The 14,289-nt window shown below is 65.0% G+C and carries 13 protein-coding genes; 3 read left to right on the top strand and 10 right to left on the bottom strand.

What is annotated here, in order from left to right; genetic code table 11:
• Window positions 1-5: 5 nt before the first annotated feature.
• Both iolB and ACFVYC_RS14025 read left to right on the top strand, forming a co-directional pair.
• Window positions 6-899 (top strand): 5-deoxy-glucuronate isomerase, encoded by an 894-nt coding sequence (gene iolB / locus ACFVYC_RS14020; protein ID WP_387550992.1) that lies wholly within the window; start codon window positions 6-8, stop codon window positions 897-899.
• Between the two features lie 41 nt (window positions 900-940).
• Entirely contained in the window at window positions 941-1,957 is a 1,017-nt protein-coding gene (locus tag ACFVYC_RS14025; RefSeq protein WP_387550995.1) for a LacI family DNA-binding transcriptional regulator, read from the top strand.
• Here the strand turns inward: ACFVYC_RS14025 and ACFVYC_RS14030 are convergent.
• On the bottom strand, window positions 1,886-3,112 hold the full coding sequence (locus ACFVYC_RS14030) for an MFS transporter (protein WP_387550998.1): 1,227 nt from the start codon (window positions 3,110-3,112) through the stop codon (window positions 1,886-1,888). The two genes, ACFVYC_RS14025 and ACFVYC_RS14030, sit on opposite strands and share 72 nt — an antisense overlap.
• A 173-nt stretch (window positions 3,113-3,285) precedes the next feature.
• Here ACFVYC_RS14030 and ACFVYC_RS14035 point away from each other — a divergent pair, with 173 nt between their 5' ends.
• Window positions 3,286-3,735, top strand: coding sequence for a MarR family winged helix-turn-helix transcriptional regulator (locus ACFVYC_RS14035; RefSeq protein WP_387551001.1), 450 nt, complete (start codon window positions 3,286-3,288; stop codon window positions 3,733-3,735).
• 78 nt (window positions 3,736-3,813) lie between these two features.
• On the opposite strand, the gene ACFVYC_RS14040 is transcribed toward ACFVYC_RS14035, so the two are convergent.
• The 9 genes from ACFVYC_RS14040 to ACFVYC_RS14080 form a co-directional block, all read right to left on the bottom strand.
• Entirely contained in the window at window positions 3,814-5,247 is a 1,434-nt protein-coding gene (locus ACFVYC_RS14040) for a sugar porter family MFS transporter (protein WP_387551004.1), read from the bottom strand.
• Window positions 5,244-6,119 (bottom strand): sugar phosphate isomerase/epimerase family protein, encoded by an 876-nt coding sequence (locus ACFVYC_RS14045; RefSeq protein ID WP_387551007.1) that lies wholly within the window; start codon window positions 6,117-6,119, stop codon window positions 5,244-5,246. Before ACFVYC_RS14045 ends, ACFVYC_RS14040 begins: the two co-directional genes overlap by 4 nt.
• Window positions 6,120-6,166: 47 nt before the next feature.
• On the bottom strand, window positions 6,167-7,180 hold the full coding sequence (locus ACFVYC_RS14050; protein WP_387551010.1) for a Gfo/Idh/MocA family protein: 1,014 nt from the start codon (window positions 7,178-7,180) through the stop codon (window positions 6,167-6,169).
• Window positions 7,181-7,207: 27 nt separating this feature from the next.
• A complete protein-coding gene (locus tag ACFVYC_RS14055; protein ID WP_387551012.1) occupies window positions 7,208-8,119 on the bottom strand; it encodes a sugar phosphate isomerase/epimerase family protein in 912 nt (303 codons plus the stop codon).
• Between the two features lie 75 nt (window positions 8,120-8,194).
• Window positions 8,195-9,709 (bottom strand): CoA-acylating methylmalonate-semialdehyde dehydrogenase, encoded by a 1,515-nt coding sequence (locus ACFVYC_RS14060; RefSeq protein WP_387551015.1) that lies wholly within the window; start codon window positions 9,707-9,709, stop codon window positions 8,195-8,197.
• Between the two features lie 44 nt (window positions 9,710-9,753).
• Window positions 9,754-11,703, bottom strand: a complete 1,950-nt coding sequence (iolD, locus tag ACFVYC_RS14065) for a 3D-(3,5/4)-trihydroxycyclohexane-1,2-dione acylhydrolase (decyclizing) (RefSeq protein WP_387551018.1) — start codon at window positions 11,701-11,703, stop codon at window positions 9,754-9,756.
• A gap of 5 nt (window positions 11,704-11,708) precedes the next feature.
• Window positions 11,709-12,644, bottom strand: coding sequence for a deoxyribose-phosphate aldolase (locus tag ACFVYC_RS14070; RefSeq protein ID WP_387551021.1), 936 nt, complete (start codon window positions 12,642-12,644; stop codon window positions 11,709-11,711).
• Window positions 12,641-13,657: a 5-dehydro-2-deoxygluconokinase gene (iolC, locus tag ACFVYC_RS14075; RefSeq protein ID WP_387551024.1), complete on the bottom strand. Its 1,017-nt coding sequence runs from the start codon at window positions 13,655-13,657 to the stop codon at window positions 12,641-12,643. Before iolC ends, ACFVYC_RS14070 begins: the two co-directional genes overlap by 4 nt.
• A gap of 184 nt (window positions 13,658-13,841) precedes the next feature.
• On the bottom strand, window positions 13,842-14,246 hold the full coding sequence (locus ACFVYC_RS14080; RefSeq protein ID WP_387551027.1) for a tautomerase family protein: 405 nt from the start codon (window positions 14,244-14,246) through the stop codon (window positions 13,842-13,844).
• Window positions 14,247-14,289: the final 43 nt, after the last annotated feature.

The following is a 14,289-nucleotide window of genomic DNA, read 5'->3' on the forward strand; positions in this document are numbered from 1 at the left end:
CCTCCATGACCAACTGGGTTTACCCGCTCGGCACCGCCACTGACGGCAAATGGGACGTCTCGATTGGTGCGTCCGACTCCTCCCTCACCGTGGAGGGGTGGTCACACACTGGACTGAAGGTCGCCACCCTGACTGCGGGGGCCGGCGTCGTCCTTCCCGCCGCAGACGAGGAGCGCATTGTTGTGCCGCTCAGCGGATCCTTCACCGTCACCGTTGACGGCACGGAATACCGCCTGAACGGCCGCCCGTCGGTATTCCGCGGGCCCAGCGACGTCCTCTACTCAGGGACGGGGCGCGGCCTCACCATCAGCTCTGCCGACGGCGGCCGGGTTGCCGTTGCGACCGCCCCGGCCAACGCCTCGTACCCCACGCGGCTGGTGACGGCGGCCGAAACGCCGGTGGAACTGCGCGGGGCCGGCAACTGCTCCCGCCAGGTCCACAATTTCGGTACCCCTGCTGCGCTGGAAGCGGACCGGTTCATCGTGTGCGAGGTCCTCACTCCGGCCGGCAACTGGTCCTCCTACCCTCCGCACAAGCACGACGAAGAGAAGGACGGCGAGACCCACCTCGAGGAGATCTACTACTTCGAGACAAGGGTGGCAACCGGCTCCGCCGCCCCGGCCGGCGCCGACGCCATCGGCTACCAGCGCGTCTACGCTTCCGACGAGCGGCCCATCGACGTCTCCGCGGAGGTCCGCACGGGCGACGTTGTCCTGGTTCCCTACGGCTGGCACGGCCCGGCAATGGCGGCACCCGGCTACGACCTCTACTACCTGAACGTGATGGCCGGTCCGGGCCCGGTCCGCGAATGGCTGATCAGCGACGACCCCCACCACGGCTGGGTCCGCCAGAGCTGGGACGGCCAGGACATCGATCCCCGGCTGCCGTTCGGCGCGTAGGGCCCGCCTGAGGCGTGACCAGCAGTGGCATAGTGAGTGTTGTGAAGCAGACTCCAGTCGTTAACCGGTCCGTCACCATGGAAGATGTGGCCCGTAAAGCAGGCGTAAGCCGCGCCTTGGTGTCGTTGGTCATGCGCGAGTCGCCCAAGGTGTCCCCCGCCAAGCGGACTGCGGTGCTGGAAACCGCAGCCGCGCTGGGTTACTCGCCCAACAGGCTGGCCAGCCGCCTGGCCAGCCACCGCACCAAGACCCTGGGGGTGCTGTTCCTTGACCTCCACAACTCGGTCTTCGCGGACATCTATGACGGCATCAGCGAGGGAATCGCAGGCAGCGGCAACCAGGTGATGGTCGCCGTCGGCTCCGCTGATCCCCGTACTGAACTCGAAGCCGTCCGGTCCTTCGTGGACCTTCGGGTGGACGGTGTTATCCTCGCCGGCTATACCGGTTCCTCCGCCGAACTGGCAGCGGCACTCCGCGGGACACCCGCCGTCGTCATCACCCGGCAGTTGGAGGCCGACGGCGTTGATTCGGTCCTCACCGACGACTTCCGTTCAGGAGCACTCGCCGTGGAGCACCTCCACCGCCTGGGGCACCGGCGGATTGCGCACGTGGACATCTCGGACTGGCTCCCCTACACAGCACGCAGGGAGGGCTACCTCCACGCAATGGAGCAGTTCGGCCTCGAGCCGATGCTGGTCCACAGCGACATGACCGAGCGCGGCGGACGGGAGGTAATGGAGAAATTCCTGGCCTCCGGCGCCACACTGCCAACGGCAATCTTCGCCCACAACGACCTCACCGCCATCGGCATCATGGAAGCGCTGGCGGCGCATGGCTTGTCCGTTCCGGGCGACGTGGCCATTGTGGGCTGCGACAACATCGAGGTGGCAGCCTCACCACTGATAGGGCTTACGTCCATCGACCAGCATGCCGGGCAACTGGGCCGGGAGGCTGCACAGGCCATGCTGGACCGGATTGCCGGCTCATCAGGACCGGGCCTGACCCGCAAACTCGACCCCGTGCTGGTGGTCCGCCGGTCCAGCAGCCCCGGCGCTTAGCGCGCTGTTGCGCTTGGCTGCCGAGGCGGCGAACGCCATGACCACAAGGCCCAGCAGGGTAATTCCGGCGCCCGCCCAGATGGGCGAGGTGTAGCCAAGTCCCGCGGTGATGGTGACACCGCCGAGCCAGGCACCCAGGGCATTGCCGACGTTGAACGCACCGATGTTGGCACCGGACGCCAGGGTCGGAGCGCTGCTGGCATACTTCATGACCCGCATCTGCAGGCCGGGAACGGTGGCGAACCCGAACCCGCCCATCAGGACGAGTGAAGCGACCGTGAGTACCTGGTTGCCCGCTGTCAGGGCAAAGACGACCAGGACAACCACCAGGATTGCGAGCACCACCATCAGCGTCCGGTCCACATTCCGGTCCGCAGCCTTCCCGCCGAACGTGTTGCCGACGAAAAGCCCCACGCCGAAGACAATAAGCAGCCAGGGCACGGTTGACGCTGCAAAGCCGGAGACCTCCGTAAGGGTAAAGGCGATGTAGGTGAAGGCTCCGAACATGCCGCCGTAGCCCAGGATGGTGACCAGGATGGACAGCCAGACCTGGCCGGAGCGGAAAGCGCGCAGTTCACGTCGAAGGCCTCCGGGAGCGCCTTCGCCGCGGCCCGTATTGGGCACGAGGGTAAGGATGCCCGCGAGGGCGACGGCGCCGATGACCGTAATGGCCCAGAATGTGGAGCGCCAGCCTGCCGCCTGCCCCAGCATGGTTCCCAAGGGTACGCCCAGGACGTTGGCGGCGGTCAGGCCGGTGAACATAATGGCTATGGCGCCGGCTTTTTTGGTAGGGGCAACCATGTCCGCCGCAACTACGGCACCGATGCCGAAGAAGGCACCATGGGCCAGGGCGGCAATAACCCGGCCCACCATCATCATCCCGTAGCCGGGGGCGATGGCCGAGATCAGGTTTCCCGCGATAAACAGAACCAGCAGGATGGCGAGCACGGGCTTGCGTTCGAAGCGGGTCACTGCCGCTGTCAGCAGCAGGGCACCCACCACCACTGCCAGGGCGTAGCCGGAAATGAGCCACCCCGCCGTAGCCTCCGTGACCTGGAAATCGGCGGCAACTTCGGGCAACAGGCCCATAATGACGAACTCGGTGAGTCCGATGCCGAACCCACCGAGGGCTAGGGCTATGAGGCCGATGGGCATGGTGATGCTCCTTTGGAAAATGTACTGGGGAAGATGACGCGCGTAGACTATTAGTTGCAGGCGCGGTATTTATTGTTGCACACGCAACTATGCCGCGCAAGCAACTACTAGGCGCTTGCAATACCCGAGGGGGCGCAGCACATGTTTCAGACCACTCAAAGGAGCACTTCGCTATGGGCATCAAGGACGACGCCGTAGAGGTCCGCGCGCAGGGATGGCGCACCCTGGCCGCCCTGCATGGCCTCATCGAAGGCGAACTCGAACGCTCACTGCAGGCCGTGTCGAAACTTTCGGTGGTGGAATACACGGTGCTGGATGCCCTCAGCAGGCAGGACGGGTGGCACATGCGGATGCAGCAGCTGGCGCGGGCCACTGCTCTCAGTGCCAGCGCCACTACGCGCCTGGTGAACCGGCTCGAGGACCGTGGCCTCCTCACCCGGATCCTGTGCGCAGACGACCGGCGGGGTATCTACACCGAACTCACGGCGAGCGGCGTCAAGCTGCTGGAGGAGTCCAAGCCCGTGCACGACGCCACCCTGGAACGGGCCCTCGCCGACGCCCAGGAGGTACCCGAACTGGCCACGCTGGTGCAGGCGCTCCCCCGGCTTCACGCCGACGTGTAGCGCGGGAACCCACACATTCCCGCACGCCGAAAAGCCCCCTTGCTGGGCAAAAGGGCTTTTTCGCTGTACTCGCGTCGGTCAGGTGGCCTGGCGTGCAGCCAGAGCCTTCGCCGCTGCGACGCCTTTGAAGTAGTGCTCCAGGTCTTCCAGGCTCTTGTCCTTGGTTTCCGGCACGTACTTGGCTGCGAAGGCGATCGCGGCAACCCCCAGCACGGCAAATACAATGAACGTGTTGGAGATTCCGATCGCGGCAAGGAGCTGCGGGAAGCCGAAGCCGATCAGGAAGTTCACAATCCACAGGACGAAGGCGGAGGCGCCCATTCCGAGTCCCCGGATCTTCAGCGGGAAGATCTCGGAAAGCATCAGCCAGGTCACCGGTGAAATGGCTCCCTGCTGGAAAGCAAGAAAGGTTACCGTCAGGGCCAGGATAACGAAGCCCCGCGCCGTTCCCTCGGGGAGGACCAACGAAAAGAAGCCAATCAGCAGCAGCGCTGTGGTGGTGCCGACCTGCCCGGTGATGAGCATCCTGCGGCGGCCCACCTTGCCCAGCAGCCAGATGCCAACAAAGGTTGCCAGCACTGAAATGACGCCGTTGGCAATATTGGCGGTCAGGGCCGCCTCCCTGCCGAACCCGGACTCGGCCAGGATCTGGGTTCCGTAATACATGATGGAGTTCACGCCGGTGATCTGCTGGATGACGGCCAGGCCGATGCCGACCATAAAGATGCGCCGGAGCCACGGGATGCCCAGGTCCTTCCATGAGCCCATCTTGGACTTGTAGTCCTCTACGGCCATGGCTTTGACCTCTTCGAATTCGGTGCGGGCATCAGCCTGTGACCGGATCCGTTGCAGGACACTGAGTGTCTCGCCAAAGCTCCCCATGGAAGCGAGCCACCGCGGGCTCTCAGGCATGAAGTTCATGCCAATCCACAGTGCGATGGCGGGCAGGGTGGCGATCACCAGCATCCAGCGCCAGATGCCGCCGGCTTCACCGAACGTGTTGCCGAGGTAGGCGTTAAAAATGAATGCCAGCAGCTGCCCCGTGACGATCATGAGCTCGTTCTGCGTGACGATCCGTCCGCGCCGGGCGCTGGGCGAGACTTCCGCAAGGTACACGGGCACGGTCACTGACGCACCGCCCACGGCGAGTCCCAGCACAAACCTGGCCGCGATCATCACCTCGGTGCTTGGTGCGAACGTGCACGCCAGCGTGCCCATCAGGAAGATGACCGCGAGCACCATGATCATCTTCCGGCGGCCGTTGCGGTCAGCCAGGCGGCCGCCGAGCAAGGCACCGAACGCCGCACCGAACAGGAGCGAGGACGTGACCAGGCCTTCGGTCAGCGGCGTGAGTCCGAGGTCCTCCTGCATGTAGGGCAGGGTGCCATTGATCACACCGGTGTCGTAGCCGAAAAGCAGGCCGCCGAACGTGGAAATGATGGTGACGGTGCGGAGTGCCCGTTTGTGGTTGGCCGGCGGCTTGCGTGTGTCTGAGGGGACAGGGGCACTCATACGCTGACCTTTTGAACGTGCTGCCTGATGGTCTCCAGCTGGTACCGGGAGACGTCCTCCGCATGCTCGTCCTCCGCGAAGACGCTGGACACCATCACGGTATCGTCGCGGTCCAGGAAGCCGATTTCCTTGAGCCCGCCGAAGAATTCATCCCAGTTCACGTCGCCGTCGCCGATCTTCAGGTGCTGGTGGACGCGGACGGCGTTTCCTGGCGGGTTGGTGATGTAGCGCAGGCCGTGCGAGGCGTGGTGGTTCATGGTGTCAGCCACGTGGACAAGGCGCAGCTTGTCCCCTGCCGCCCGCATGATGTCCAGGGGCGCGTTCTTCATGTGGAAGCTGTGGGAGGCCACATAGACCAGACCCACGTTTTTCGAGTTCAGGCCACGGATGACCCGGATCGCGGCAAGGCCCTCCTCCACGAAGTCGTCCGGGTGGGGGTCGATCAGGAGGTCGATGCCCTCGCGCTCGATGATCGGAAGCAGTTCCTCCATGGACCGGTAAAAGGCCCGCTCGGATTCTTCCGCCAGTTCCGGCCGGCCGCTGAATTCGGTGTTGATGGTTCCGACGCCGAGGTCAACGGCGATCTGGATGACACGCTTCCAGTAGCGGACGGCCGCCTCCCGGGCGTCCTCGTCCGGGCCGGACCACCGGAGCACCGGCAGCACCGACGCGATTTCGATGCCGGCATCCCTGCAGGCCTTGCCCAGCTGGCCCACCAGCTCATCATCGGCTTTCGGGTGGTTGTAGAAGGGGATGAAGTCGGCGTGCGGGGTCATCTGCATGTACTTGTAGCCAAGGTCCGCCACCACTTTGGGGAACTCGAGCAGGCCGTGCGAGTGGTGGAACGGGGTGGGATCAAGCGCAATTTTCACGAAAAACACTCCATTGTGGATCAGTCAGGAAGGAGGAAATGCCGGGGCTAGTTGTAGAGGTCGGGCTTGGCGGCCAGTTTCACTGCAACCTTTTCGCCGTTCTTCTGCGCTTCGACGCCGGCCTCGCAGCAGGCGGCGGTGGCGTAACCGTCCCAGGCGGAGGGGCCGCCTATCCCGCCGCGGCGTGCCGCGTCCACCCATGACTGGATTTCGACGTCGTACGCCGCACCGAAGCGCTCCTCGAAGCCTGGTGTGACGTTGCCGCCCCAGCGGCCTGCGCTGCGGGTGTACGGGCCCTTGTCGCCGCCGATGCTGACGATGCCCTCTTCGAAGGACGCCTGGGTGGCCACCTCGTAGCCGAACTTGGCGTTAACGTAGATTTCGACGTCGGCCAGGACCCCGGACTCGGTTTCGAGCAGGACGTGCTGGGGATCATGCTGGCCGTTCGGGGCGTTCTTTGTGGCCTTGCCCAGGCGGACCTGGATGCTGGTGATTTCCTCGCCGGTAAAGAAGCGGATGGCGTCGAACTCGTGCACCACTGAGTCGTTGATCAGCATCTCGTTGGTGAAGCCCGCGGGTGTGCTCGGGTTGCGGTGCTGGTGGTGCAGCATCAGCAGCTCGCCCAGCTCGTGGTTGCGGATGATCTGGCCCAGGGCGGCGTACTCGGCATCGAAGCGGCGCATAAAGCCCACCTGGATCCGCTTGCGGCCCAGCTCGACCTCGGCCTCAACGATTTTCCAGGAGGATTCGGCGTCGGGAGTCAAGGGCTTTTCGCAGAGGATCGGGATGTCCTTGGCGATCGCCTTGAGCAGGATGTCCTCGTGCAGGAAGCCGGGAGTGGCGATCAGGACGGCGTTGACGTCGCCGTTGTTGAGGGCTTCCTCGGCGTCAGCCAGGGCGACAGCGCCCGGGATGCCTTCGACTGCGGCCTGGGCCCGGGCCAGGTCCACGTCCACGACGGCGGCAACTTCGGCTCCGTGGATTCGGTTGTGGAGGCGCTGGATGTGGTCCGCACCCATGCGTCCGGCGCCGATGACGGCTACGCGCAAGGTTTCAGTCATGTGTTTTGTCCTTTGGTGTTGTGTGGGTCAGCTGACGGCGGTACGGGAACCGCAGGACAGCAGGTAGTTGCGAGTGCGTTTTGCGATGGGCATGGGCACATCGAACGCCACCGGGTACATGTCCTGCTCCACGATGCCGAAGATGGGCCGGTTCAGCGCTTCCACGGCTTCGATGACGGCGCGGAGGTCCGGGAGGCCGTTCGGCGGCTCGGTCATCACGCCGGCCAGGTTCGCGGCGGCCCAGGTCATGTTTTCCTCGTTGACCTTTTTGAGGATCTCCGGGTTGATCTGCTTCAGGTGCAGGTAGCCGATGCGGTCCGGGTAGTTCTTGATCAGCTCCAGGCTGGAGGCGCCGCAGTATTCGGCGTGGCCGGTGTCCAGGCACAGGTTCAGGTACTTCGCGTCGGTTGCTGCGAGCAGGGTTTCAATCTCCTCCTGGGCTCCGACATGCGAGTCAGCGTGGGAGTGGAACTGCTGCTTCAGGCCGAAGTCCTCCAGGAGGGTCTTGCCCAGCCGGTTGTGTCCGGCGAAGAGGTCACCCCAGGCCTTGTCGCTCAGGGTGCCGCTTTCCACCGCCTCACCGGTGACGTCATCACGCCACATGGCCGGGATGACCACGATGTGCTCGCCGCCCATGGCTGCCGTCAGTTCGGCAACCTTGCGGGCCGGCTCCCAGGCGGTCTCCCACTGGTCCAGGCCGCGATGGAAGGCCGTGAAGACGGTGCCCGCGGTGACCTGAAGGTCACGCTGCTTGAGTTCTTCGGCAAGCCGGGCGGGGTCGGTGGGCAGGTAGCCGTAGGGGCCCAGCTCGATCCACTTGTAGCCGGATGCGGCTACTTCGTCGAGGAACCGTTCCCAGGGTGTCTGCTGGGGATCGTCCGCAAACCAGACGCCCCAGGAGTCCGGCGCCGTGCCAATGATCAGTTTGTTCTCAGTCATGTCTCAATCCTTCTGTTTCCCAAGTAACTCGCACTTGTTGTCGTTTTGAGGGCTCATAACGACAACTACTGCCAGTCAGTTGGAGGGGAAGTTGTAGGAGGCGCCGGAGGCGTGGTGGGTTTCGGGCCAGCGGGAGGTGATGACTTTGCCGCGGGTGTAGAAGGATACGCCTTCGGGTCCGTAGATGTGCTTGTCGCCGAAGAGCGAGGCTTTCCAGCCGCCGAAGGAGTGGTAGGCCACCGGTACCGGGAGGGGCACGTTGATGCCGATCATGCCGACGGTCACGGAACGCTGGAACTTGCGGGCTGCGGCCCCGGAGGAGGTGAAGATGGCGGTGCCGTTGCCGTAGGGGTTGGCGTTGATGAGGTTGATGCCGTCTTCGAGGGTGTCAACGCGGACCACGACGAGGACGGGGCCGAAGATTTCCTCGGTGTAGGCGGTCATTTCGGTCTTGACGTGGTCGATGACGGTGGGGCCGACCCAGAAGCCGTTTTCGTGGCCGGGGACCACGAGGTCCCGGCCGTCCACCACCATGGCGGCCCCGGCGGTTTCGGCTTCGGTGACGATTTTGATGATGCGTTCCTTGGAGGCCGGGGTGATGACCGGGCCCATTTCGGCGTCGGGTGCGGTGCCGTTGTTGACCTTCACGGCCAGGGCGCGTTCTTCGACCTTTTTGACGATCAGGTCTGCGGCGTCCCCGACGGCGACGGCGACGGAGATGGCCATGCAGCGTTCCCCGGCGGAGCCGAACGCGGCGGCGGCGAGGTGGTCCGCGGCGTTGTCCAGGTCCGCGTCGGGCATCACGATGGCGTGGTTCTTCGCCCCGCCCAGGGCCTGGACGCGTTTGCCGTGCTTGGTGGCGGTTTCGTGGACGTACTGCGCGATCGGGGTGGACCCGACGAAGGAGATCCCGTCCACGTCCGGGTGGGTCAGGAGCCCGTCAACGGTTTCCTTGTCGCCGTGCAGGACCTGGAACACACCGTCGGGCAGGCCGGCCTGCTTCCAGAGTTTGGCCAGGAGCATGGAGGCGGAGGGGTCGCGCTCGGAGGGCTTGAGGATGAACGCGTTGCCGGTGGCGATCGCCATCGGGGCCATCCACAAAGGGACCATGACGGGGAAGTTGAACGGGGTGATGCCGGCGACGACGCCGAGGGGTTCGCGGAAGGAGAAGACGTCGATGCCGGTGGAGACCTGGTCCGAGTAGTCGCCCTTGAGCAGTGTGGGGATGCCGCAGGCGTATTCGATGACTTCCAGGCCGCGGCCGATTTCGCCCTTGGCGTCGGAGAGGACCTTGCCGTGCTCGGCCGTGATCAGGGCCGCGAGGTCGTCCACGTGCGCGGCGACAAGTTCGCGGAATTTGAAGAGCACGGCGGTGCGCTTGGCCAGGGAGATGTCACCCCAGGTATCGGCGGCTTTGCGGGCGGCGGCGACGGTGGCGTCCAGGTCGGCCCGGTTGGCCAGACGCAGCTCAGCGCTGACCTGGCCGGTGGCCGGGTTGTAGACAGGGGTGGTGCGGTCACCTTCACCGGCAGTTTCGGCGCCGTTGATGAAGTGGTTGATGGTGGTGGTGTCAGTGGTGGTGGCAGTCATGGGACTCTTCCTTGAGTAGTCGAAGGGGATGAAGTTCAGGGAGGTTAGCCGAGCAGTTTGCGCTGGCGGGCTTTGTGGTCGGTGTAGGTCTGGAAGGCCTGCTTGGTGGAGTCCAGTTCCGAGATCTGGGAGACGGGAACGTCCCACCAGGACTCGGAGGACGGTGCGTCCAGGAGCGGGTCGGATTCGACGTGGATCAGGATCGGTCCGCTGCGTTCGGGTGCGGCTTTGGCGTCGCGGATGGCCTGCTCGAGTTCGGCGATGACCTTCTCCCCCGGTTCGATCCGGATGACCTTCACGCCCAGGGACTCGGCGTTCAGGGCCAGGTCCACCGGCAGGGTCTCGCCCTCGTCGAAGCTGTGCTGCTCCTCATTGAGGGCACGGTACTGGGTGCCGAACCGCTGTGAGCCGAGCATTTCGGACAGGGAACCGATGGAGGCGTAGCCGTGGTTCTGGATCAGGACCACGATCAGCTTGATCCGTTCGGCGACGGCGGTGACCAGCTCGGTGTGCATCATCAGGAAGGAGCCGTCCCCCACCATCACGACGACGTCGCGCTGGGTTCCGCCGTTGGCGGCCTCGGCAAGGGCGGCGCGTTTGACGCCGAGCCCGCCGGGGATTTCGTAGCCCATGCAGGAGTAGGCGTATTCCACGTGGTAGCCGAACGGGTCCCGGACCCGCCACATTTTGTGCAGGTCCCCGGGCAGGGAACCCGCGGCGCAGATCACGACGTCGGCCGGGTCCATGGCGCGGGATGTGGCGCCGATGATTTCGTTCTGTGCCGGCAGCGGCGTGAAGCGGGTATCGAAGGCCTCGTCCACGGTAGCGTCCCAGCGCTTCTTCTCAGAAGCAATCTGCTGTTCCAGGTCCGCGCCGACGCGGTACCCGCCGAGGGCCGCGTTGAGCTTGACCAGGGCCTTGCGGGCATCGGCAACGATCGGCAGCGTGGTGCCGTGCTTGTATGCATCGATCGGGGCGACGTTGATGTTCACGAAGCGCACGTCCGGGTTCTGGAACGCGGTCCGGGACGCGGTGGTGAAGTCCTCGTACCGTGTGCCGATGCCGATGATCAGGTCCGCCTCGGCAGCAATGGCGTTCGCCGCCGTCGTGCCCGTGGAGCCGATCGCACCGAGGGAGAACTTGTGGTCCCAGGGCAGGACGCCGACCCCGGCCTGCGTGTTGCCCACGGGGATGCCCGTGAGCTCGGCGAACTTCGCGAGTTCCCCGTTCGCGTAGGCGTACAGGACGCCGCCGCCGGCGATGATCAGTGGCCGCTTCGCCGCACGGATGGCAGCGGCGGCGCGGGCGATGTCGTCGTCGTCCGCGTCCGGGCGGCGGATCCGCCACTCCCGCTCGGCCAGGAACTCCTCGGGCACCTCGAACGCCTCGGCCTGGACGTCCTGCGGCAGCGAGATGGTCACCGCGCCGGTTTCGGCAGGGTCCGTCAGGACCCGCAGGCCGTGGTGGAACGCAGAGAACAGCTGCTCGGGCCGGGTGACCCGGTCAAAGAACTTGGACAGCGGCCTAAAAGCGTCATTGACGGTCAGGTCGTAGGCGTAGGGCTGCTCAAGCTGCTGCAGCACCGGGTCCGCGGCGCGGGTGGCGAACGTGTCACTGGGCAGCAAAAGCACCGGCAGCCGGTTCGTCGTGGCCAGTGCCGCACCGGTCAGCAGGTTCGAGGAACCCGGACCGATCGAGGTGCTGATCGCGAACGTCTGGCGCCGCCGGGTGTGCCGGGCATAACCCACGGCCTGGTGGACCTGGGCCTGCTCGTTCCGGCCCTGGTAATACGGCATGATGGCCGGGTCCAGCTGCTGGTACTGCTTCAAAGCCTGGCCCACACCGGCCACATTGCCGTGCCCGAAGATCCCGAACGTGCCCGGAATCAGCCGTTCGCGGTACTCAACGCCGTCAATGGAATCGACGGTGTACTGCTTCGAAAGGTATTCGACAACGGCCTGCGCCACGGTCATTCTGCGCGTTGCAGTTCCCATTCTGTTTACTCCGATACTTCTGTGGTGTGCTTCAGGAGGGAGGCAGCCGCTGCGACTGCGCCGGCAACATCGCCGTCGGCAGGATAGAGCAGGGTCCGGCCCACGGTGAGTCCCTGCACGCCGGGGAGCGCGAGGGCGGCTCCCCAGGTGGCGAAGACCTCGTCCTGGGTGCCGGCCGGGTCTCCGCCCAGCAGCACGGTGGGCATGGTGGTTGCAGCCATGACCCGTTCCATCCCGGCGACCACCGGCAGCTTCATCCAGGTGTACGCGCTCGTGGAGCCCAGGCCCTCGGCGATGGCGATGGACTTGATCACCGCATCCGTGGAGAGGTCATTGCGCACCTTGCCGTTTTCGCGGACCGAGAGGAAGGGCTCCACCATGGCGATGAGCTTACGTTCCGCCAGCGAATCGATGGCCCTGGCAGTGGCTTCCAGCAGGGCCACGGTATCGGGGTCGCCGAGGCAGATCCGGGTGAGCATCTTGCCGCCGTCTGCGCCCAGCTCTTCGAGGGCCGCGGCCGTATGGCCGGTGAAGCGGTCATCGAATTCATTGACCAGGCCGGTGAGTCCGCCGCGGTTCATGGAACCGAAGAGCAGCTTGCCGTCCAGTGCACCGAGCAGCAGCAGGTCATCCATGATGTCCGGGGACGCCAGCACGCCGTCCACTGCAGGGTTGGCCAGCGCGATCTGCAGCCGGTCGAGCAGCTGGCGGCGGTCCGCCATGGCCACAGGGTCATTGCCGACAGAAAGTGCGCCGCGGGCCGGGTGGTCGGCGGCGACGATGAAGTTCTGCCGGCCGGCTTTAGGACCGGAGTGGCGGCGGCGCGCCTTGGCGGCGCGGGCGACGGCGCCGGGGTCCTCCAGGCGAATGGTGCTCAGGTGCGCGTAGCGGCGGGGATCGTCGTCCACCGCGAGGGTGGCGGTTCCGGGGTTGAGGCTCACAGGGCCGCTCCTTCGGGGGCGAGTTGGTTAGCGTCCTGGCCAGGGACCGGCCGGCCCCGTTCGGCCAGCAGCTCGGTGACTTCATCCGGCGTCGGCATCGCATCAGCACATGAGAGGCGGGAGGCAACGATTGCGCCGGCGGCGTTGGCGTAGTCCAGGACCTGGGCCAGGGGCCAGCCGGAGAGCAGGCCATGGCAGAAAGCGCCGCCGAAGGAATCGCCGGCACCGAGGCCGTTGACGGTTTCCACCGGAACAGGAGCAGAGACCACGCGCTCGGTGCGGGTCTTGGCCATGACGCCCTCAGGGCCGAGCTTGACGACGGCAATCTCGACGCCGGCGGCGAGCAGCCGGTCAGCCTGCTCGTCAGGAGTGCCCGCCCCCACTGCGACGGCGCATTCCTTGTCATTGCCGATGGCGACGGTGACGTGCGGGAGGACCTTGGCCACTTCAGCCCGTGCCTCTTCCTCCGAGGCCCAAAACATCGGCCGGTAGTCCAGGTCGAGGATCGTGAACTGGCCTTCGGCCAAGGCGGTGCGCGGCCGTGCCTCATGGGCTTTGAGGTGCGCGTCGCGGCTGGGCTCCTGGCACAGGCCGGTCACCGTGGACCAGAAAATCCCGGCCTCACGGATGGCGTCCAGGTCCAGCTCTTCGGCCTTGATCTGCAGGTCCGGCGCCGTGGGAAAGCGGCCGTAGAAGTACAGCGGAAACTCGTCCGTAGCCGGCTTGATCGCACAGAACGTGACCGCCGTCGGATACTCCCGCACAGCGGTGACGTAGGCGTCGTCCACGTTGAACTTCCGCAGTTCCCGGTGCAGGTACTTGCCGAAGGCGTCATCGCCGGTGCGGGTGATCACACCGGTCCGACGGCCGTGCCGTGCTGCGGCGACGGCCACATTGGACGGGGAACCGCCAAGGTATTTCCCGAAAGACGTCACGTCCTCCAGGTCCACCCCAATATCGTTCGGGTAGATATCAACGCTGATGCGCCCGATCGTAAGAAGCTCGTGGGTCACGGTAATCGTGGACCTTTCTGGTTTGTTACTTTGGACCCCTGAACGTACTGGAGCTCCGGTCTGGCTGGGCGTGGCGCGGGCCACAGGCACTACTTTGCCCTAGATCGAATGTCCTGTCAAAGGTTTGTACTGACATACTTACAACGCTACTTAGAGCGCTCTATCTACGCGCCCGAAAAAGACCCTATTTGCGGGGTACTGCCAGCTCCCCGGTCACGTACTGCGCGCGGCCAAATCCAAAAGACCAGTCGCCGGCCGTGTTTTCCACGTAGCCGATAAACACGTCCTCACCGGCGACCCCCACCCCGGCGAGCTTGTCCGCAACAGCAGCGAACAGTCTCTGCTTGGCCTCCTGTGTTCGGCCGCCCTGCGTAAAGATCTGAATCATCACCACTCCCCCGGTGCGCTCAAATCCCAGTCCTGCATCCTGGGCGAAAATCTGCCCCTCCGGGTGCTCGGTCAGGATATGGAAGTAGTCCCGCTCGGGAATTGCGTACTCGGCCAGGATGGCATCATGAATCCCCCTGCTGAGCAGCCGCAATTCCTCAGGGCTGCGCCCTCTGTTGACATCGATACGTACCAGCGGCATATTGATCTCCTTCAAAAGTTTGTACTGACATACTAACAAACTA

This window comes from Pseudarthrobacter sp. NPDC058329 (assembly GCF_042879835.1).
Classification (GTDB): Bacteria; Actinomycetota; Actinomycetes; order Actinomycetales; family Micrococcaceae; genus Arthrobacter.